Raw genomic sequence first — 20244 nt, 5'->3', positions numbered from 1 at the left:
CGCGAGGTCAAAGATTATCGTGAAAAACCGACGCTGCAACATGGCGCGCGGCGAAGTCTGCATGAAACGCGGCCTTGACCTTTGCCGCGCGTCTGCTTACCCAACCGCCAGCAGGTGACAACTGGAGCGGACCCCATGAATGTCCTTCTGATCGGCTCGGGCGGGCGCGAACACGCGCTGGCCTGGAAAATCTCGCAATCGTCGAGTCTCGGCGTGCTCTATGCCGCCCCTGGCAATCCCGGCATTGCGGCGCATGCCGAATGCGTGAAGCTTGATCCGGCCGATCATGCGGCGGTCATCGCCTTTTGCGGCGAGAAGGAAATCGGCCTCGTCGTCGTCGGCCCCGAAGCGCCGCTGGTGGACGGTCTTGCCGATGCGCTGAGCGAAGCCGGCATCAAGGTCTTCGGACCGACAAAGGCCGCCGCCCAGCTTGAGGGTTCGAAGGGGTTCACCAAGGATCTGTGCGCTCGATACGAAATTCCGACCGGCGCCTATCGCCGCTTCACCGATGGAGAAGAGGCCAAGGCCTATGTCGGCGAGATCGGCGCGCCGATCGTGATCAAAGCCGATGGTCTAGCCGCCGGCAAGGGCGTCACCGTTGCCCGCACCAATGCCGAAGCGCTGGCCGCAATCGACGACTGCTTTTCCGGCACGTTCGGCGCTGCCGGGGCCGAGGTCGTGGTCGAGGAATTTCTGGTCGGCGAGGAGGCGAGCTTCTTCTGCCTCTCCGACGGGAAAAATGCGCTGCCGCTCGCGACCGCGCAGGACCACAAGGCTGTCGGCGATGGCGATACCGGCCCGAATACCGGCGGCATGGGCGCCTATTCGCCAGCTCCCGTCATGGACGAGGCGATGATAGCCCGCACCATGAAGGAAATCATCGAGCCGACGATCCGCGGGATGGCGGAGATAGGCCATCCCTTCAAGGGCGTGCTCTATGCCGGGCTGATGATCACGGAAAAGGGCCCGGAACTGATCGAATACAATGTCCGGTTCGGCGATCCGGAGTGCCAGGTGCTGATGATGCGGCTTCAAAGCGATCTTCTGGATATTCTGGAAGCCGCCGCCGATGGCACGCTGGACAAGGTTTCCGCGGCATGGAGCGAGGACACGGCGCTCACCGTCGTCATGGCGGCGAAGGGCTATCCGGGCTCCTACAAGAAGGGCAGCGAAATCCGCGCTCTGCCCGCCGACGGTCCCGAGGCGCGCACCTTTCACGCCGGCACGGCGATGCGCGACGGCAAGCTTGTCGCCAGCGGCGGGCGCGTGCTGAATGTCACCGCGCTTGGCCACAACGTCACCGAGGCGCAGACCCGCGCCTATACGCTGATCGAGGATATCGACTGGTCCGACGGCTTTTGCCGCCGCGACATCGGCTGGCGGGCAGTGGCGCGCGAGGAGGGTTAGCTCGCCTTCCGATGCCGGCTTCCCGTGCAAACGCGCTTGACTCATTCCTGCGGCCGGCGCTAAGTGCGCGCGGCCTTGCGACGCCTGCCGCCCGCGCGCCTGAGATTCAGGCGATGGTGAAGTCGCGCGATCCTTCGTTGGTTGTTTTCTCAGACGACACTCGAAGCCTATGGTAATGCGGGTCCCATAACCGGCCGCCTCAGGCGTTACGAGTGTCCCGAGGGACAACATGATGGAAACTTCTTCCGAGCCGCGCGCCAATCCCTATCTTTCGGGCCCGACTGCCCCGCTTTTCTTCAAGACCGCAGCCCCGATCGTGCTTTTGATGCTGGTGAGCGGCCTCTTTACCGTGGTCGACGCCATCTTTCTCGGCGTCTATGTCGGGCCGCGCGCGCTTGCCGCCGTCACCCTGGTCTTTCCGTTGTTCATGGCGCTGAACGCCTTGGCGACGCTGGTCTCTTCCGGCATGGCCTCGATCCTGGCGCGGCGGCTCGGCGCAGGCGATCATGCGGGCGCGCAATCGGCCATGCAGTCGGCGACGGCGCTTGCCATGCTCACCGCTCTGGGGCTGATGGCGTTCTATCTGGCGGCAGGCAGGCTGCTTATCGTCTGGCTGTCGGGCGGCGATGCGGCGCTTGCGGCGATGGCTTCGACCTATATCGCGCTTCTGATCTTCGGCAGTCCCCTGCAATTCCTGATCAGCATCCAAGGCGACACGCTGCGCTCGGAGGGCAGACCCGGCACGATGGCGCTGATCGGCGTTCTGGTGACGCTCGCCAATGTCGGCTTTAATTTCGTCTTCATCGCTCTTTGGGGCTGGGGCGTGGCGGGGTCTGCCATCGGCACGCTTGCCGCGCAGGCGCTGGCGCTTGTCGCCGTGGTCGTTCTCAGGCTTTCCGGCCGCACGCCGATCCGGCTCTGGGAACGCACCGGCAAGCCGCTGACGGAGGCCTGGCGGCGGACGCTTGCGCTCGGCCTGCCATCGTCGCTGTCGCTGATCGGCATCAGCCTTTCGACAGCCTCGATCCTCGTTTCGGTCAAGGTCTGGTTCAGTGCCGATTATGACCTGATGATCGCCGCCTATGGCATTGCCTCACGGCTCTTGACCTTCGCCTTCCTGCCGCTGATGGGCCTGAACTTCGCCTGCCAGTCGATCGTCGGCAACAATTATGGCGCCGCGATCTATGAGCGATCCAACCGCACGCTCGTCGTCGGGCTCCTGACCGGGCTTTGCTACGGACTGGTCGTCCAGAGCGTCTTCCTGCTTGCCGCGGGCCCGCTTGCCGCGCTGTTCGTCGATGATGCCGAGACCATCGCCGCGTCCGCCCATATCGTGCGCATCATCACCGCCGCCTATGTCGTCGTTGCGCCGGTGATGGTGCTCGCCGGCTATTTCCAGGCGATCGGCAAGGCGGTGAGCGCCGGCATGATGAGCCTCGGGCGGACCTATTTCTTCAACATTCCGCTGATCTTCCTGCTGCCCTTCATGTTCGGCGGGCAGGGCATCTGGATGGCCGCACCCTCAAGCGACCTTGCGATGCTTGTCCTTGTGGCGGCGGTGCTGTGGTTTCACGGCAGACGAACCGGCGCAAGATGGGGCATGTTTCACCGGGAGGAAGCGGTCGTTTAGCATGCCGGTCAGCCGGCCGGATTTGCCAGGTTCTCCACGCTGCCCGCCCACACTACGCCGTCACCCCGGCCTTGAGCCGGGGTCCAGGGCGACCCGGGCAACGTCGGCACTTTCGGCGAAACTTGGCGCAGAGCTGGTAGGTCAGCGGTAAAATGAAACAGGCAGGTTTTCTCGTGCGGCCCTGGATGCCGGCTCAAGGCCGGCATGACGGTTTTTGAGGCTCGCAAGTTGACCGGGCACCTTTTGCGCCAGCGCCACTCAGACCTTCAGCACCTTGTCGGGATTCATGATCCCGGCGGGGTCGAAGATCTGCTTGATGCGGTGCATCAGGTCGATCTCGATCGGTTCGCGGATATCGGCCAGTTCGTCGCGCTTCAGCCGGCCGATGCCGTGCTCGGCGGAAATCGAGCCGCCATGGGAAAGCACGATCGCGTGCACGATTGTGTTGATCTCACCCCAGCGGGCGACGAATTCCGCCTTGTCGGCGCCTTCCGGCTGGGAGATGTTGTAGTGAATATTCCCGTCGCCCAGATGGCCGAAAGCACAGATGCGCGCGCCGGGAATGGCCTCCAGCACCGCCGCATCCGCCGCGTGCAGAAAGGCCGGAATGGCGGAAACCGGCACGGAAACATCATGCTTGATCGAGCCGCCCTCGGGCTTCTGCGCCTCCGACATGGTGTTGCGCATGTGCCAGAGTTCGTCGATCTCGCCTTGCGACTTGGCAATCACCGCGTCTTCGACCAGTCCTGCCTCTAAGGCCTCTTCCAGCAGTGCTTGCATCATATTGTCGGCGGATTGCTGGCTGTCGGAGGTGGAGATGTCGATCAGCGTGTACCAGGGGTATTTTGCCGAAAGCGGATCGCGCGCGCCGTCGGTATGCTTGACCGTGAAATCAAAGGCCATGCGGGCCATGAATTCGAAACCGGTCAGCGCCGAGGCGCAGCGGTTCGAGGCCATATTGAAAAGGTCGAGCGCCTTCTCCGGACTTGCGACGGCGGCGAATGCCACCTGATGGCCGCGCGGCTTCGGGAAGAGCTTCAGCACCGCGCCGGTGATGATGCCGAGCGTGCCTTCCGCGCCGATGAAGAGGTCGCGCAGGTCATAGCCGGTATTGTCCTTCTTCAGGCTCCTGAGCCCGTTCCAGATCTCGCCCGTCGGCAGCACCACCTCGAGGCCGAGGCAGAGCGCGCGCATATTGCCATAGGCAAGCACCGCCGTGCCGCCGGCATTGGTGGAGAGGTTGCCGCCGATCATCGCCGAGCCTTCCGAGCCGAGCGAGAGGGGAAACAGCCGGTCATTGTCGCGGGCCGCCTTCTGCACATCGGCGAGGATCGCGCCGCCATCGGCGATGATGACATTGGCCGAAGTGTCGATCTTGCGGATCTTGCCCATGCGTTCCAGCGACAGCACGATGTCGGTGCCGGCCTCGCGCGGCACATGGCCGCCGACATGGCCGGTGCGCCCGCCGGCGGGAACCACCGGGGTCTTCGTTTCGCTGGCAAGCTTCAGGATGGCGGAGACTTCTTGCGTCGAGCCGGGTTTGAGGACGAGCACGGTCTTGCCCCGGTATAGCCCCCGGTTTTCGGTGAGATAGGGCTCGATATCGGCGGCTTCGGTCAGCGCGTGAGGCGTGCCGACGATTTCGGAAAAGCGGGCGATGAGCTCGGGGGCGGGCGTGGTCATGCGGTCAGTCATCCTTCCGGGGTGCGGCGGCGCGGGCAAGCCTGTCATTGATCGCCTCGCCGATACCCTCTTTCGGGATCGGGGCGAAGGCAATGGCGGTCGCGCCGCTCAGATCGGCCTCTATCATCGTGTCGTATAACCGGCTTGCCGCTTCCGCAAGATCGCCTTTGGCGCTGAGCTGGAAGGTGGCGTGCGCGGCAGCGGCGTTTTCGACCTGGCAAGGTCCGAACAGCACCAGCGCTTCGCCGTCTTCCACCCGCGTCGCGTCGAGGCGGACGGCGGCCTTCGGCGCATAATGCGAGACCATCATGCCCGGCGCGACGATGGCAGTCTTGTGCTGCGGTCTTGCCACCCGCCGCCCGGTCAGCGCCTCGACCTCGGCTGCGGAAATGCCGCCCGGCCGGAGCAGGGTGATCGTCTCATCCTCGACCTTCAGGATCGTCGATTCCACGCCAACCTCCGCCGGTCCGGCATCGAGAATGAGCCGCAGCTTTTCCCCGAGATCGGCCTCCACATGGACGGCTGTGGTCGGGCTGATCCTGCCGGATGTGTTGGCGCTCGGGGCAGCCAGCGGACGGCCGGTTGCTGCGATCAGCCGTCCGGCAAAGCCCTGCGGTACGCGCACGCCGACGGTCGGCAGGTTTGCCGTTGCGGCAGGCGCGATCGCCGCCCCCTGTTTCAGCGGCAGAACGAGGGTCAGCGGGCCGGGCCAGAAAGCGTCGGCAAGCGCGCGCGCCAGCGACGAAAAGACGGCATAATCCTCGGCCATTTCAAGCCCGGACATGTGGCAGATCAGCGGGTTGAAGGCAGGCCGGCCCTTGGCGGCATAGATTTTCGCGATTGCCTGAGGGTTCGTCGCATCGGCGGCCAGGCCGTAGACGGTTTCCGTCGGCATGACGACCAGTTCGCCGGCCAAGAGAAGCGTGCTGCCTTCGGCCAGCGCAATGTCTTCGTCAACCGCGATGTCGATGATGCGCGCCATGTGAAACCCGTTCCTGTATGAGCGTTTCCCGTTTAGAACAAAGGACCTGCACAACAAAGGATTTTCTGATGACGATCAGACGGATTGCCTCCGGCGGCATTTATGAAAAGAAGATCGGCTATTGCCGCGCGGTGGTGGCCGGCGGCTTCGTCCATGTCGCAGGCACGACGGCGCAGGGGGAGGACATCCCGGAGGATGTCGCCGGCCAGTGCCGTTCGGCGCTTGAGGCGATCGGAAGCGCGCTTTCGAAGGCCGGCTGCGGCTTCAAAGATGTCGTGCGGGTGGTCTATTACCTTCCGGATGCCGCTGATTTCCCGGCCTGTTGGCCGATTCTCGCCGAGACCTTCGGCGACAATCCGCCGGCGGCGACCATGCTGGAATGCGGACTGATCGACCCGAAATACCGGATCGAGATCGAGGTGACGGCGCTTCTGCCGCGCTGATACCGGCGGCCGGTGCGAATTTCCCCGTGTCGTCATTTCCGAAAGTCATGTCGTGATTGGGACGCGGAGCCGCAACCGGCGATGGTTTAATGCGCCTTATTGTCCGTCTTCGCCGCGGAGGCCGCCCATGACGATACGCCAGAAAATGCTCGACGAACTGAGGAGCCGTCAGGACGGTTTCACCCTGTCCCGCGCCTTCTACACCGATCCCGATTATTTCCGGGTCGATATGGAGAATTTCTATTACCGCGACTGGCTGTTCGTCGCCCATGATTGCGAACTGGCGCGGCCCGGCAATTACCTGACGATCCAGGTCGGCGACTATTCCGTCATCCTGACGCGCGGGCGCGACAAGGTCATCCGGGCGCTGCACAATTCCTGTCGCCATCGCGGCTCGCGCGTCTGCTCCGCCGACAAGGGAACGACCGCCAAGCTCGTCTGCCCCTATCACCAGTGGACATACGATCTCGACGGGACGCTGCAATATGTGCGGCATATGGGCGAGGATTTCGACAAGTCGAAATTCGGTCTGAAGCCAGTCCATTGCGAGAGCATCGAGGGCTATATCTTCATCTGTCTGGCGGACGAGGCGCCGGATATTGCGCCGCTGCGCGAGACGATTTCGCCCTATATCGCGCCCCATAACATCCGCGACACCAAGGTCGCCTTCAAGAGCACGATCGTCGAGAAGGGCAACTGGAAGCTTGTCTGGGAAAACAACCGCGAATGCTATCACTGCGCGGCAAACCATCCCGAGCTTTGCCGGACCTATCCCGAAGCCGCATCGGTGACCGGGGTTCAGGGCATGATGGAGGATCCCGAGATCCAGGCACACTGGGCCCATTGCGAGGCGGCCGGGCTTGAGGCGAAGTTCTTTATCAACCCGGACGGACAGTTCCGCATCGCGCGCATGCCGCTGATCGCGGGCGCGGAGAGCTACACCATGTCGGGCAAGCGGGCCGTCCGCAAGCCGATGGGTGAAAAGACGGCGGCCGCCGGCATTGGCGCGCTCGTTCTGTTTCATTATCCGACCACCTGGAACCACTTTCTCGGCGATCATGCGATCTCCTTCCGGGTGCTGCCGATCGGACCCGAGGAAACCGAAGTCACCACCACCTGGCTGGTGCCGAAGGACGCGGTCGAGGGCATCGACTACGATCTCGACGAACTGACCCATGTGTGGACCTTCACCAATGACCAGGACCGGCAGATTGTGGAAGAAAATGCCCGCGGCATCCGCTCGCCCGCCTATCAGCCCGGCCCCTATTCGCCGGAAGACGAAGGCGGCGTGATGCAGTTTGTCGAATGGTACGCCAACCACTCGCTCGAACGCCTGTCCGACGAAAACGCGCCTCTGTCCATCGTCGCCTGATATGATCAAGTCGCAGCCGTTCAAACATATCGATGAAATGGTGCCGTGGAATGGCCGCGAGCACATGCTGGAATGCGTGGCCTGGACACCGGAAGCCCCGGATGTGATGACCTTCACTTTCAAGGCGGAGGAGGAAAACATCTGGTTCCGCTATCTGCCGGGCCAGTACATCACGCTGGAACTGCCGGTCGGCCCCGAGCCGATCATGCGCACCTATACGATCTCCTCCAGCCCGACGCGGCCCTTCACCATCGCCGTGACGGTGAAGGCGCAGAAGGACAGTATCGGCACGCGCTGGATGTTCGAGAACCTGCATCCCGGCATGAAGCTGAAGGCGATCGGCCCGCTCGGCGATTTCTCCTATGTCGAGCATCCGGCGGAGAAGTACCTGTTCATCTCGGCTGGTTCAGGAATCACGCCGATGATGTCGATGACGCGGGATCTGGGCGATCGCGATCCTGACACCGACATCGCCTTCATCCACTGCGCCCGCTCGCCGAGCGACATCATCTTCCGCTGGGAGCTGGAGTACAAGGCGCGCTACATGCCCTTCTTCAACCTCGGCTTCATCGTCACCGAGCTCGAACGCACCCAGCTCTGGTCGGGGCTTCGGGGCTTCATCGACCGCGCCAAGATCGCGCTTCTGGTGCCGGATTTCCTTGAACGGCGGGTGTTCTGCTGCGGGCCGGACCCGTTCATGGCAACGGTCAGGGATTCGCTCGAAAGCTCCAATTTCGACATGGAAAACAATTATTTCCAGGAGACCTTCAAGCCCGAAGTGCCGCCGCCGGCCGTCTTCATTGGCGAGAGCGGCGACGAGGACAAGCTGTTCACCGTCGAATTCGCCGATTCCGGCGTGACGGCGGAAGTCCAGCCCGGCTTCACCATCCTGCAGACCGCTCGCAATGCCGGCGTGCGCATACCCGCCGCCTGCGAGTCTGGCATCTGCGGCACCTGCCGCACCATGTGCAAGTCCGGCAAGGTCGACATGCAGCACAATGGCGGCATTCTCGATGACGAGATCGAGGAGGGCTACATCCTCGCCTGCTGCTCGCGCCCGCTGTCGGATGTCGAGGTGGAGGCCTAAGGGACGTGCTTGCCCGCCAGGCGTCCTGGTGACAAGATATGTGCAAGGAATATCTTGGGAGCCAAGGACATTTCGGGCGCAAGGAAGCAGGTTTTTTTGATCGGACCGACCATCACCTGCATGGCCATCGCGTGGCTGCGGTCAGTGGGGCTGTTGCGCTCGATGCTGCCGTTGGTATTGGCTTTTGCGCTTGCGCCGGAGAGTATGGCCCAGGGCGAGCCGCGCGCCGTCAAGGTCGGCATTTTCCTTACATCGATCTCCTCCGTCACGCCGAGCGATGGCAGCTTTCGTGCTGCGGGTTATGCCTGGTTCCTCGATCCGACGGGCACTTTTGACGCCAACAGGGACTTCGAGCTTATCTCGCGGTCATCGACCACCAATGTTTTTGCCAGCACCGTTCTGTCGAACGGGTCGACCTACACCGCTGTGGAGTTCGACGCGGTCATCGATCACGCCTTCGATGTCGGCGACTACCCCTTCGACAGTCAGGTCCTGCGGATCAAGTTCGAATCCGCTGACAGCGTCAGCCATACGATTTTCGTGCCCGATGCCGAGGACAGCCAGATCGCTGAGTTTGTGCGGGCTCCGGGCTGGCTGATCGACTCATTGTCGTTCGAGGACCGGGCCGTCACCTACCAAACCCGGTTCGGCTACCGCGACGAGATCGTCCCCTATTCACGAGTCACCTTCGTGGTCGACATCCAGCGGAAGCTTTCTCCGCTTCTGTTCGAGAAATTCACCGGCTTCTTTGTGGCGCTGTTCATCACCGGACTGGTTCTGTTCATACCGGTCGAGGAACTCGGCACGCGCGTCGGCGTCACCACGGGTTCGGTGTTCGCAGCGGTGTTCAACCGCTACCGGCTGGAGGATGCGATCGGCTTCGATGCGACGTTCGGCATTGTCGATCAGGTTTCCTTCCTGACCTTCAGCGCAATCCTTTGCGTGCTCATGCTTTCGATCCTCACGCAGCGCATCCTGGTTGCAAGCGGACCCGTACGGGCGAGAATGCTAAATTTCAGGGCAGGCGGGACCATCATGGCGGTCCACGCCGTGTTGATCGTCATTGCATTTGCGATTGCCCTTACCTGATCCGATGTTTTTCATCGCAACTGTACCGTGAGTCCAGTAGCGCTTGTCCGCTGCATGAGGCAAAAGCCGCTGCGTCGCGGGCAAGACCTGTGCGCGAAGGGATTGCGGCGTGTCTGAGGGGCGCGCCGGACACATGCAGACACGCTTCCAGGATGGGACGGACGGAGTGCCGTGTTCGCGGCCTGCGCGCCGCAGGGAAGGCGCGTCTGCGGTATCAAAGGAAAGGGACTTTTATCATGACTGCACTGCGCAACCGCCTGCCGCTCGCGGGCGACGCATTTCTCCTGACCGATTCCGGCCTGGAGACCTATCTGATCTTCCATGAGGGGCTCGATCTGCCGAGCTTTGCCTCCTATCCGTTGCTCGAAACGGCGGAAGGCATGGCTGTCCTCGAGACCTATTTTCGCCGCCATCTGAGGATAGCCGCGCGGCACGGAACGGGCTTCGTGCTGGAAGCGCCGACCTGGCGCGCCAACCGGGACTGGGGCGCGACCCTTGGTCATACGCCGGAGGACCTCCGGCGCTTCAATCAAAAGGCGATCGCGATGCTTGAGAAGCTTCGCGGCGAGATGGCAGAGCAAGCACCAGTGCTGATTTCCGGCAATGCGGGACCGCGCGGGGATGGCTATCAGCCGGATACCGCGATGACTGCGAAGGAAGCGGAAGACTATCATGGCGAGCAGATCGGCTGGTTCGCTGAAACGGCGGCCGACATGGTGGGCGGCTTTACCTTCACCACGGTAGCCGAAGGGGTTGGCTTCATCCGCGCGGCAACCGCCCGCGACCTGCCAAGCGTCGTCGCCTACACGGTGGAGACCGACGGACGGCTTCCGGACGGCACGCCGCTTGCCGAGGCGATCCGCGAGACCGATGCGGCAACGGGCAGCGCCGCGGCCTATCTGATGATAAACTGCGCTCACCCGGACCACTTCCGTCCGGCAATCGAAGCCGGCGAGGAATGGACGAAGCGCATCGGCGGTATCCGCGCCAATGCTTCGCGCATGAGCCACGAGGAACTCGACAATGCCACCGAGCTCGATGACGGCGATCCGGCGGGGCTCGGCGAGGATTATCGCGCGCTGATCGGCCTCTTCCCGAACGTCCGCGTCTTCGGCGGCTGCTGCGGAACCGATCACCGCCACGTCGCCGCGATCGCAAAGGCCTGCGACGGCCATTTCAAGGCCGCCGCCCGGTAGGCATGAAAGACGCTTCAGGTTCCAGGGATGTGTGAAGACCCTGGTTCATCTGCCTTTCCGCTGCAGGAAAGGCAGAAACGGCGAAGCCGGGACACGTGCGCCCCGGCTTCGCTTTCGCTCAAATCCGTCCGGTGATCAGACGTATTTGTTGACGATGTTTTCCAGATATTCCTGGCGGCCGGATTTCGGCTCGGGGTTGATGCCGTCCTTCTCGACCATGGCGGCGATGTCTTCCAGCGTCATTTCGCCGGCGAGCATCTTCTTGGCGGTCGGTTCGTTCCAGCCGGCATAGCGTTCGTCGAGCGGCTTCGAGAGGGCGCCGTCTTCGACCATCCTGGCGGCAGCCTTCAGGCCGCGGGCGCAGCAGTCCATGCCGCCGATATGGCCGTAAAGCAGGTCGGCCGGATCGATCGACTGGCGACGCAGCTTGGCGTCGAAGTTCGTGCCGCCGGTGGTGAAGCCGCCTGCGAGCAGAACCTGGTAATAGGCCAGCGCCATTTCCGGAACATTGTTCGGGAACTGGTCGGTATCCCAGCCGGACTGGTAGTCGTTGCGGTTCATGTCGATGGAGCCGAGAACGCCGAGTTCGCGGGCAAGCGCCAGTTCATGCTCGAAGGTGTGGCCTGCCAGGATCGCGTGGCCCTGTTCGATATTGACCTTCACTTCCTTTTCCAGCCCGTGCTTCTGCAGGAAGCCGTAGACGGTGGCGACGTCATAGTCGTACTGGTGCTTGGTCGGTTCCTGCGGCTTTGGCTCGACCAGAATCTGGCCTTCAAAGCCGATCTTGTGCTTGTACTCGACGACCATGTGCAGCATGCGCGCCATCTGGTCGAGCTCGCGGCCCATGTCGGTGTTGAGCAGGGTCTCGTAGCCTTCGCGGCCGCCCCACAGGACATAGTTCTGGCCGCCGAGCTTCTTGGTGGCGTCCATGCAGGTCTTGATGGTCGCGGCGGAGAAGGCGAAGACGTCCGGGTCCGGATTGGTGGCAGCACCCGACATGAAGCGGCGGTTGGTGAACAGGTTGGCCGTGCCCCAGAGCAGCTTGACGCCGGTTTCTTCCTGTTTCTGGCCGAGATAGTCGACGATCTCGTTCAGGTTCTTGGTGTTTTCGGCGAAGTTCGCGCCTTCCGGGCGGACATCGACGTCGTGGAAGCAATAGAAGGGGGCGCCGAGGAGCGAGAACAGCTCGAAGCCGACATCCGCCTTCAGCTTGGCCTTTTCGATGCCGCCGTCATACCACGGGCGGTCGAAGGTGCGGCCGCCAAAGGGGTCGCCGCCTTCCCAGGCCAGCGAATGCCAGTAGGCGATGGCAAAGCGCAGATGTTCCTTCAGCGGCTTGCCCATGACGATTTCGTCGGGATTGTAATGCTTGAAGGCAAGCGGGTTTTCGCTTTCGGGGCCTTCATACTGGATCTTGCTGATGTCGCCGAAAAAGCCGGTGCTCATCTTGGATACTCCCTGTTGGGGTTGTCATTATCCGCGGGGGCGCGGGGTCCGTCCTGCCGGATGCCCGCGCTTCGCGTCATTCTCCGGAGAGGGTCTTGATGGCCGGATACAGCGCCCGGAAACGCTGATAGGCCTCCTCGAAGGCGGCGGTATGCGCCGTCTCCGGGTCAACGGTTTCCGCCGTGTCAGGCGGGGTGCAGACGGCAAGCGGGTCGGCCCCGGTCGCGGCCAGTAGGCCGAGACGGGCAGCGCCGAAGGCCGCGCCGAAATCGCCGTCGGCGGGAATGTCGATCGGCAGGTTGAGCGCGGTCGCCACGGCCTTCAGCCAGTAGCGCGAACGCGATCCGCCGCCGATGGCGGTGATGCGGGAAAGTTCGGTGCCGGCAGACCGCAAGGCCTCCAGATTGTCGCGAAGCGCAAACGCGACGCCTTCCATCACCGAGCGGGTCATCGCCGCTCGGTCGCTTTCATGGGCAAGACCGATGAACGCGCCGCGAATGGCGGCGTCATTGTGCGGCGTGCGCTCGCCCGAAAGATAAGGCAGGAAGGTCACGTCGCCCGGTGCCTGAAGCGTATCGCCGACCTCGGTCGCGAGCTGGGCCGGGCTCTTGTCGGTCACCTTCGCATACCAGTTCAGCGTATCGGTTGCCGAAAGGATCACGCCCATCTGGTGCCAGGTGGCAGGCAGGGCGTGGCAGAAGGCATGGACGGCGCTTTCGGGCTTCGGTCGGTAGCGGTCATTGGCAGCAAAAAGGACGCCGGACGTGCCGAGCGAGACGAAAGCCGCGCCATCGGCGACCGTGCCCATGCCGCAGGCGGATGCCGCATTGTCGCCGGCGCCGCCGGCAACCACGACCGGGCCGGTCATGCCCCATTCCGAGGCAAGCGCCTGTTTCAGCGTGCCGCCGGCCTGCGAACCCTCGACGAGGGCCGGCATCTGCTCGCGGCGAAGGTCGGTGGCCGCAAGCAGTTCGTCCGACCAGTCGCGCTTTGCCGTATCGAGCCAGGACGTTCCGGCCGAATCCGACATTTCGGAGATATATTCGCCAGTCAGCCAGAAGCGGAGATAATCCTTCGGCAGCAGGACCTTGGCGACCTTGGCGAAGGTCTCCGGCTCGTTCTTCTTGACCCAGACGAGCTTCGGCGCGGTGAAGCCGGGAAAAACGATATTGCCGGTGATCGCGCGGAAGCGCGGATCGTCATCAAGTTGCGCTGCCTCGACATAGGAACGGGTATCGTTCCACAGGATGCAGGGCCTCAGGATCTCGCCCTTGGCATCGACCAGCGTCGCGCCATGCATGTGGCCGGAAAGGCCGATGCCCTTCACGGCCGAAAGTTCCGCTGGGTGGCGCTCGGCCAGGCGGCCGACGGCGATCTTGCAGGCGGCGATCCAATCGGCCGGGTTCTGCTCCGACCAACCGTGGTGAAGTCGCTGTACGGTGAGCGGCGCGTCGGCGCTGGCGATCACCGTCTGGTTCTCGTCGATCAGCATCGCCTTGAGGCCGGAAGTGCCGAGGTCAAGCCCGAGATACATGTCTTTCCTCCCGTGTTGTGAGTTGCTGCCCGTTCACGGCAGATTGTCCTTGATGAAAATGTCGATGCGGATGCGCTCCTGGGCGGCGATCACCTCAAGCCCGTCGGCCTTGGCTTTCAACACCCGGATCGCGCTTCTGACCTCATGACCGGCATCCTGATTGAGGACGACGTCGAAAAGGCCGGCTTCGAGCGCTTCGCGTGAATGATCCGAAAGCTCGTGGGCGATGGTGACAAGCTCGCGCCCGCGGGCGCGGGCTTCTTCCAGCGCCGCGATCAGGCCGCGATTACCGGCGCCCAAACTGTAAAGGCCGATCATGTCCGGATGGGCCTCGACCGCTTCGGATACCAGTTTGCGGGCCAGCGCTGAATCATCGCGGCCTTCCATGGGCGGCAGAATGGTCAGTTCAGGAAAATGCGCCGCCATGATTTCGCAGAAGCCGGAGAAACGGTTCTGGTGGTCCCGCACCGAGAGCGAGCCTGCAAGAACGCCGATCGTGCCCTTTTGCGGTGAGACAAAGCGTCCGAGCAGGGTCGCTGCGGTGCGGCCGGCAGCGGGGTTGTCGACGCCGGCATAGTGGTCTCGATTGCTGTCTTCCAGATCGGAGACGAGGGTGACAACGGGAATGCCCCGGCCTGTAAGCTGGCGCACCGCCTCGCGCACGGGGTCGGCCTCAATGGCGACCACGGCGATGCCGGCCGGATTTCCCTCTCCCGCCGCAAGGAGGGCCTCGGCCAGGGCCTCGGCATCGAATGCGGGCACATCGACGATGGAGATCTGGGTGCGTTCGACCCGGCCGCGCGCATTGGCCTGCAAGACTGCATCGCGCAAATCGGCCATGAATGCGTTTTCGTTGCAGGGCAGAATGAAGGTGAAGGGGTAGGTCCGGCCCTTGGCGAGATTGGCGGCCGCCACGTCGCGCACATAGCCCAGCTTGTCGATTGCCTGCTCCACCTTGAGCCTGGTCTTCTCCCTGACGCCAGGGCGCGCATTCATCACGCGATCGACGGTAGCAAGGCTCACGCCTGCCTCTGCAGCAATGTCGTGTACGGTGGGGCGCATCATGTCCGCCTGGTTTGTTTCGCTCCTCGCCGGAACCGAACGGTTCCGCCCGAGACCTTTGCGGTCCTCGTTGAAACGGACTATAGCGCCAGAAATGATGTACGTAAATCAAAAATCATCGATTCGATGAAATTAACGTGAAACGGGTGCTTTCGCAGGGCAGCATTTGAAATGGCTGCGGCGGGGCGGCGTGATGTGTGGTCTGCCGGCAAAGACAGTTCACAATACGGCGGCCGGCCCGCTTGCGAAACTGTTTTCGAAGAGTTTGTTGAGCCGGCCGATGACGGCGATCGCCGGCGCATCGGTGCGCAACGCCTCGATGATGACATCGGATGCTTCCTGCTGGAAGGCGACATAGCCCTCATGGCGCGGGCGCAGAAAAGCGCGTTCCACGGCGGCGCGCGTGTCGCGAAAGAAACCGTCGGGAGCGGCGTTGAGTTTCTCGCTGTCCCAGGCGGCGGCATGGGCGGGCTGGCCGCCCGCCTCGGCGTAAAGCGATGATTGCACCGGGCCGCTTGCAAGCCAGTGGCAAAAATCGAGCGCTTCGTCGGGGTGGCCGGACGCCGCCGAGACCGCAATGCCGGTCCCGCCGAGCGCCGAGCTCGCCGGTCCGCCCTTCTTGAGTTCGGGAACATCGGTAAAGGCAAGTCTGTTGGCGCGAAACCCCTCGGTCGCATAGTTCCTGAAGCCGGAGATGAAGGGCGCCAAGACAGCTTGCGTATCGTCCGCGGCCAGAGCCTCGAGCACGGCGACGGGGTCTGCCGTCAGATTGTCTTCCGGCACGCGGCTCGCCAGTTCTGCAAGATGCTCGTAGACGGCAATGCCTTCGTCCTCGCCGATCAGCGGGCCCTGATCTTCTGCTCGGCATGGCGTGCCGAGCCCGGCTGCCAGCGTGAAGAAGACCATCAGAGCATGCGGCGTGCTGAGCGGCAGAAGAACCCTTCCTTCTTCGGCAAGCGTCAAGAGCGCCGTCCATTCAGCGGGCGGCTCGGCCAGGCGGTCGGGGCGGTATGCCATGACCTCGGCCGAGGCATCGATCGGAAAGGCCCATTGCTGACCTCTGAACTGATAGGCCTGCCATGTCTTGCCGATGGCGCCGCTTTCAATCTCGCGGCGCTCGCGCTCGCGGCCCTCGATCTGAAGTGGGAGCAGGCTTCTGTCGCGGACCAGATGGCCGAGATGGGTGTGGTCTATCACAAGCAGGTCGTAATCGCTGGTCAGCGCGGCGAGGGGCCCATTGACCAGTTCCGGGAGATTACCCTGAAGATGGCCCTTGTCCCATTCGATGCAGACGCCGGTCTCATCAAGCCATTGCCGCGCAGCGGCCTCCATCGGCGCAAAACCGCGGGGGTGGCTCCAGGTCAGGCCTTTCAGTGTCGTGGTCAATTCGTTCGCTCCGCAATCGTGGCTGCGTCCGGTCTTCAAGCAAGACGGCGCGGCGGCTCTGCATTTTTCGAAGGCATGCATTCCAAATCCCGGCAAGGCCGTTCGTGTAAACAAAGCGGGCAAAGCGGGTTTGTTCCCTTATCCGCCTTCAGGCAGGCTTTATCGAGGCAATGCGTAGCGTCAGCCGGCGACAACGACCCGGGTGTTCCAGGCCTTGCAGCGCGACGTCAGTTCGGCATCGAGCGGCCGGTCGGTAAAGAAGGCGTCGATGTCGGCAAGCGAGGCGATCCGGGCGGGGGCGGAGCGGGCGAACTTTGTGTGGTCTGCGACCAGGAAGGTCTTGCGCGCGCGCCGGATGGCGGTCTGGCTGACGCCGACCTCCATCATGTCGAAGTCGAGGAGATCGCCGTCCGCGTCCATCGCCGAACAGCCGATGATTGCCAGATCGAATTTGAACTGCTCGACAATGCTGTTGGCGAGCGTGCCGACAAGCCCCCCATCGGTGCGCCGCAACTGCCCGCCGGCCACAACGATTTCGCAGTCGGGATTTGCGACCAGCGTGTTGGCGACATTGATGTTGTTGGTGACCACCAGGATGCCGCGATGGCCGATGAGCGCGCGGGCGACAGCCTCCGTCGTGGTGCCGATATTCATGAAGATCGCCGCGTTGTCAGGAATTTCGGCAACGCAGGCGGCGGCGATTGCCGCCTTTTCGTCTGTGTTGAGCTCCCGCCGGTCGGCATAACCGATATTGGTGGTGCCCGACGCCAGAACCGCGCCGCCATGGACGCGGGTGAGCTTGCCCGACTCGGAGAGTTTCAGAAGGTCCCGTCTGATGGTCTGAACCGTGACGCCCATGCGCCTTGCGGCGTCCTCGGCCACGATACGGCCCTCCTCGCGGGCCATCTGCATCAGGTCATCGAGGCGGAAAGTTTGCGACATGTCTTCCTCAGGCTTTGTCCGCGCGGTTCTTGATGCGGCACTTTGCATGCAAGGGAGACATTTTTCGCGTATTTTTGCAACGCCTGGAAGCCTTTCCGCGTTGATACCCGGTCGCCGCGCGAGCGCGCGTCCGCAGGCGGCATTCAGTATTTTGCCTTGATCAGAGGGGCCAAACACTGTCAATAGCGTCTTGAGTGCCTCATGAAACGTGACGGGATGATATTGTGAGCGGACTGGAACAAGCCATCAGAAAAGCGCTGGAGAGCACCGACAGGGAGGATGCCAACCAGCGGGCGCGGATCTACCAGTCCGCGCGGCAGGCGCTGGAAGGCGGGCTTGCCAAACAGGGCATCACGGATTCCAAGGCGATCGCGCGTCAGCGCCGCCGGCTCGACGAAATCATCACCGCAATCGAGCGCGAGGAGGCCGAGGCCGCCCGCAAGGCGCGCGCGGCGCGCCAGCCACGGCCGGCCGTCTTCGACGACCCCTTTGCCGTCGGTCGGGCGCCGGAAAGTCCGGTCGAACCCTCCGCCTACCAACCGGAAAGGCCCGATGCGCCGTCTTTCGAACCCGAACATCCGGCGGAGCCCGACATCGGCGATCTCGACATGAGGGCTGAGCCGGAGGCGCATTTCGACTATCCCGAGAGTCCGGTTATCGCCCCGGAACCAAGGCGGGAGGCCGATTTTACCGCGGCTGATTTCGCGGTTTCGCCGGAAGATCGGAAAGACAGCGGGCATCTCGATGCCGAACAGTTTTCCGCCATCGACGATATCGCTGTCGCCGGCGACGAACGCCGGCCGGCCGGCAAGACCTTGAAGGCTCCGGCCAGGAAGCGCCCGAAGAAGCAGAAAGGCCGTCGGGCTGAAGCCACGCAACGGCCCCCGCGCAAACGCGGTGGTTTCGCGCGAATGCTGATCGCCGTTGTCCTGCTCGCCTTTGTTCTTTTCGGTGGCTGGTGGATCGTCACGTCGAATTTCGCGCTCAACCCGAATGCGCTCGACACCGCCGTGCCCAATCCCGCCCCGCTGATCGAGGCGGAGGATTTCGAGGGTGCTTCGGGCTGGACGACGGTTCTCCAGCCAGGAGCGGCAAACGGTCTTGCGGCTGGCTCCGCCGCGGTCATTTCCAATGCTACGGTCGAAGGCGCTGCCGCCGTCGAGATTGCCTCGCGCGCTGCCGGCGATGCCGGCGCGGTCACCGTCGCCCTGCCGACGGCTGTGCGGGGCATGCTGGAAGAAGGACCGGTTCTGGTCGAATTCAGCGTGTTGGCGCCCGATGGCGGCGGACAGCAGGTCGGCATCTACTGCGCCGACGGCACGGTCGAAGGCTGCCAGCGCCATCGCTTCACCCCGAGCGCGCATCGTGAAAGCCTGGTGGTCCGGCTTGATCCGAGCGGGGGCGGTGTTCTTCCGACGCGGCTGATGATCTCAAGCGACCTCGCTGGCGGCGGCGTTCCGCTCGACATCTTCGCCATCAGGGCCCGCGCTGCCGACTGAAGCGTTGCGGCGTTGAATATTCCTGTCACAAAAGACGTATATGCAACGCTTCTTGCAGAGATTTCGAGGGAATCAGGTGAAAAGGCTGGACGAGACGGTTAGGGAGATTGCGGCTCGCGCGCTGGCCGCGCGGCTTGTTCTTCTGGTTGCCGCCGTCACCGCCGTTTCAGCCGTCTTTTTCGGCCTCGCCCCGCCTGTTGCCGTCGTTGTCGGCTGGCTTGCCGTTTCGATTGCGGCCCTGATCGGCGCCGCGCCCGCCGGCGGCGAAGCGGAAACGCCGGACGAAGTGTCGGAGCCCGGCGAGGGACGGATCGATTTCGGCGAGCTGCCCCGGTTTCTCGACGAGATCGATCTCGCCATCTATCTTCTTGCCGCCGATGGAACCGTTCTGTTCCAGAACCGCTCGGCAGGCGGTACATTCGGAAGCTTCCCGCTCGGCTCGCACATCTCCGCCCGCATGCGCGCGCCGGGCGTTCTCGACATCATCCGCGACACGCTTGCCAATGCCCGGACCAACCAGATCGAATATTCCGAGCGCCTGCCGTCCGAGCGCGTCTATCTCGTCAGGGTCGCGCCTGTCGCCGGCGCCGATGGCGAGAAGCCGGTCTACATGCTGGTCCTGCGCGATATCTCCGAGGCGCGGCGGATCGACCGCATGCGCTCAGACTTCGTCGCCAATGCCAGCCATGAACTGAGGACGCCGCTTGCCTCGCTACGCGGCTATATCGAAACGTTGCAGGGGCCGGCGAAAAATGACGCCAAGGCGCAGGAGCGCTTCCTGCCGATCATGCTCGACCAGGCGACCCGCATGAGTCGGCTTGTCGATGACCTGATGTCGCTGTCCCGTCTGGAAGCGAAGGCTCACCTCTCGCCGGACCAGAAGGTCAGGCTGAATGCGCTGCTTGAGCATGTGCGCGACAGCCTGCTGCCGCTTGCTGAAGATCTGGACGTGGCCATCAACCTGTTTCTTCCGGACGAGCCGGTCATCGTGAACGGTGACAATGACGAATTGGTGGAGGTTTTCGAGAACCTGATCGAAAACGCCTGCAAATATGGCGCCGAGGGCGGCAGGGTCGACGTCTATCTCAAGGCGCTGGAAGACGGCGCGGGCGAAGTCTCGGTCGTCGACTACGGCCCCGGCATTCCCGCCGAACATGTTCCGCGCCTGACGGAGCGGTTCTACCGGGTCTCGGTCGCCGACAGTCGCTCGAAGAAGGGCACAGGGCTGGGGCTTGCGATCGTGAAGCACATCCTTACCCGCCACCGCGCGCGAATGGTGGTGAAATCCGCAGTCGGAAAGGGCACGACCTTCACCGTTCGCTTCTGACGGCGTTCAAAAAAATGTCATGAAAACAATAGACTGAACTGTCATAAAACTGAATCAAAAATGACATAAAACCGGGCTGTCCGGTTCCGGCGGTTCGCGACGGTAGCGGACCAGGCATCGCTCGAGACGGTGCAAACATGTAACCCGCAAGGGATGCGT

16 protein-coding genes are annotated in these 20244 nt (G+C 63.2%); 9 read left to right on the top strand and 7 right to left on the bottom strand.

The features are described 5' to 3' along the window. Nucleotides 1–135 precede the first annotated feature (135 nt). Together purD and GGR30_RS14820 are read left to right on the top strand one after the other, a co-directional pair. Nucleotides 136–1407, top strand: a complete 1272-nt coding sequence (gene purD, locus GGR30_RS14825; protein WP_183487649.1) for a phosphoribosylamine--glycine ligase — start codon at nt 136–138, stop codon at nt 1405–1407. A gap of 229 nt (nt 1408–1636) precedes the next feature. Then, nucleotides 1637–3037: an MATE family efflux transporter gene (locus GGR30_RS14820; RefSeq protein WP_183487647.1), complete on the top strand. Its 1401-nt coding sequence runs from the start codon at nt 1637–1639 to the stop codon at nt 3035–3037. Between the two features lie 258 nt (nt 3038–3295). On the opposite strand, the gene GGR30_RS14815 is transcribed toward GGR30_RS14820, so the two are convergent. Together GGR30_RS14815 and GGR30_RS14810 are read right to left on the bottom strand one after the other, a co-directional pair. Next, nucleotides 3296–4720, bottom strand: coding sequence for an FAD-binding oxidoreductase (locus tag GGR30_RS14815; RefSeq protein ID WP_183487645.1), 1425 nt, complete (start codon nt 4718–4720; stop codon nt 3296–3298). Between the two features lie 4 nt (nt 4721–4724). Continuing rightward, entirely contained in the window at nt 4725–5702 is a 978-nt protein-coding gene (locus GGR30_RS14810) for an L-threonylcarbamoyladenylate synthase (protein ID WP_183487643.1), read from the bottom strand. Between the two features lie 68 nt (nt 5703–5770). Between GGR30_RS14810 and GGR30_RS14805 the strand changes: the two genes are divergently transcribed. The 5 genes from GGR30_RS14805 (at nt 5771) to GGR30_RS14785 (ending at nt 10889) form a co-directional block, all read left to right on the top strand. Continuing rightward, nucleotides 5771–6145 (top strand): RidA family protein, encoded by a 375-nt coding sequence (locus GGR30_RS14805; protein WP_183487641.1) that lies wholly within the window; start codon nt 5771–5773, stop codon nt 6143–6145. 127 nt (nt 6146–6272) lie between these two features. Then, on the top strand, nt 6273–7517 hold the full coding sequence (locus GGR30_RS14800) for an aromatic ring-hydroxylating oxygenase subunit alpha (RefSeq protein WP_183487639.1): 1245 nt from the start codon (nt 6273–6275) through the stop codon (nt 7515–7517). Between the two features lies 1 nt (nt 7518). After that, nucleotides 7519–8604, top strand: coding sequence for an FAD-binding oxidoreductase (locus GGR30_RS14795; protein WP_281378130.1), 1086 nt, complete (start codon nt 7519–7521; stop codon nt 8602–8604). Nucleotides 8605–8700: 96 nt separating this feature from the next. Beyond that, nucleotides 8701–9693: a ligand-gated ion channel gene (locus tag GGR30_RS14790; protein WP_183487637.1), complete on the top strand. Its 993-nt coding sequence runs from the start codon at nt 8701–8703 to the stop codon at nt 9691–9693. Nucleotides 9694–9929: 236 nt separating this feature from the next. Further along, nucleotides 9930–10889, top strand: a complete 960-nt coding sequence (locus GGR30_RS14785) for a homocysteine S-methyltransferase family protein (protein WP_183487635.1) — start codon at nt 9930–9932, stop codon at nt 10887–10889. Nucleotides 10890–11024: 135 nt separating this feature from the next. On the opposite strand, the gene xylA is transcribed toward GGR30_RS14785, so the two are convergent. From xylA to GGR30_RS14760, 5 genes are all read right to left on the bottom strand, one after another. Then, nucleotides 11025–12335 carry a xylose isomerase gene (xylA, locus tag GGR30_RS14780; protein ID WP_183487633.1) on the bottom strand — a complete coding sequence of 437 codons (1311 nt, stop codon included), beginning with the start codon at nt 12333–12335 and terminating at the stop codon, nt 11025–11027. Between the two features lie 76 nt (nt 12336–12411). Continuing rightward, nucleotides 12412–13869 (bottom strand): xylulokinase, encoded by a 1458-nt coding sequence (gene xylB / locus GGR30_RS14775; RefSeq protein WP_183487631.1) that lies wholly within the window; start codon nt 13867–13869, stop codon nt 12412–12414. 33 nt (nt 13870–13902) lie between these two features. Continuing rightward, a complete protein-coding gene (locus GGR30_RS14770) occupies nt 13903–14931 on the bottom strand; it encodes a LacI family DNA-binding transcriptional regulator (protein WP_183487629.1) in 1029 nt (342 codons plus the stop codon). Nucleotides 14932–15150: 219 nt separating this feature from the next. After that, on the bottom strand, nt 15151–16317 hold the full coding sequence (locus tag GGR30_RS14765) for an extracellular solute-binding protein (RefSeq protein ID WP_246413904.1): 1167 nt from the start codon (nt 16315–16317) through the stop codon (nt 15151–15153). A 180-nt stretch (nt 16318–16497) separates the two neighbouring features. Continuing rightward, nucleotides 16498–17259 carry a DeoR/GlpR family DNA-binding transcription regulator gene (locus GGR30_RS14760; protein WP_183487625.1) on the bottom strand — a complete coding sequence of 254 codons (762 nt, stop codon included), beginning with the start codon at nt 17257–17259 and terminating at the stop codon, nt 16498–16500. 224 nt (nt 17260–17483) lie between these two features. On the opposite strand from GGR30_RS14760, the gene GGR30_RS14755 reads away from it, so the two are divergent. Together GGR30_RS14755 and phoR are read left to right on the top strand one after the other, a co-directional pair. Next, nucleotides 17484–18758: a hypothetical protein gene (locus GGR30_RS14755; protein ID WP_183487623.1), complete on the top strand. Its 1275-nt coding sequence runs from the start codon at nt 17484–17486 to the stop codon at nt 18756–18758. A 76-nt stretch (nt 18759–18834) separates the two neighbouring features. Further along, nucleotides 18835–20085, top strand: coding sequence for a phosphate regulon sensor histidine kinase PhoR (phoR, locus tag GGR30_RS14750; protein ID WP_343066509.1), 1251 nt, complete (start codon nt 18835–18837; stop codon nt 20083–20085). The last annotated feature ends 159 nt before the right edge of the window (nt 20086–20244 follow it).

Origin of the sequence: Martelella radicis, from assembly GCF_014196625.1 — a bacterium.
Taxonomy (GTDB): Bacteria; Pseudomonadota; Alphaproteobacteria; order Rhizobiales; family Rhizobiaceae; genus Martelella; species Martelella radicis.
This window is presented reverse-complemented; position numbering and strand designations above follow the sequence as displayed.

Excerpts from the sequence above, each read along its gene's own strand:
- purD (WP_183487649.1), top strand. The coding sequence starts at position 136 with ATGAATGTCCTTCTGATCGGCTCGGGCGGGCGCGAACACGCGCTGGCC.
- GGR30_RS14820 (WP_183487647.1), top strand. The coding sequence starts at position 1,637 with ATGATGGAAACTTCTTCCGAGCCGCGCGCCAATCCCTATCTTTCGGGC.
- GGR30_RS14815 (WP_183487645.1), bottom strand. The coding sequence starts at position 4,720 with ATGACCACGCCCGCCCCCGAGCTCATCGCCCGCTTTTCCGAAATCGTC.
- GGR30_RS14810 (WP_183487643.1), bottom strand. The coding sequence starts at position 5,702 with ATGGCGCGCATCATCGACATCGCGGTTGACGAAGACATTGCGCTGGCC.
- GGR30_RS14805 (WP_183487641.1), top strand. The coding sequence starts at position 5,771 with ATGACGATCAGACGGATTGCCTCCGGCGGCATTTATGAAAAGAAGATC.
- GGR30_RS14800 (WP_183487639.1), top strand. The coding sequence starts at position 6,273 with ATGACGATACGCCAGAAAATGCTCGACGAACTGAGGAGCCGTCAGGAC.
- GGR30_RS14795 (WP_281378130.1), top strand. The coding sequence starts at position 7,519 with ATGATCAAGTCGCAGCCGTTCAAACATATCGATGAAATGGTGCCGTGG.
- GGR30_RS14785 (WP_183487635.1), top strand. The coding sequence starts at position 9,930 with ATGACTGCACTGCGCAACCGCCTGCCGCTCGCGGGCGACGCATTTCTC.
- xylA (WP_183487633.1), bottom strand. The coding sequence starts at position 12,335 with ATGAGCACCGGCTTTTTCGGCGACATCAGCAAGATCCAGTATGAAGGC.
- xylB (WP_183487631.1), bottom strand. The coding sequence starts at position 13,869 with ATGTATCTCGGGCTTGACCTCGGCACTTCCGGCCTCAAGGCGATGCTG.
- GGR30_RS14770 (WP_183487629.1), bottom strand. The coding sequence starts at position 14,931 with ATGCGCCCCACCGTACACGACATTGCTGCAGAGGCAGGCGTGAGCCTT.
- GGR30_RS14760 (WP_183487625.1), bottom strand. The coding sequence starts at position 17,259 with ATGTCGCAAACTTTCCGCCTCGATGACCTGATGCAGATGGCCCGCGAG.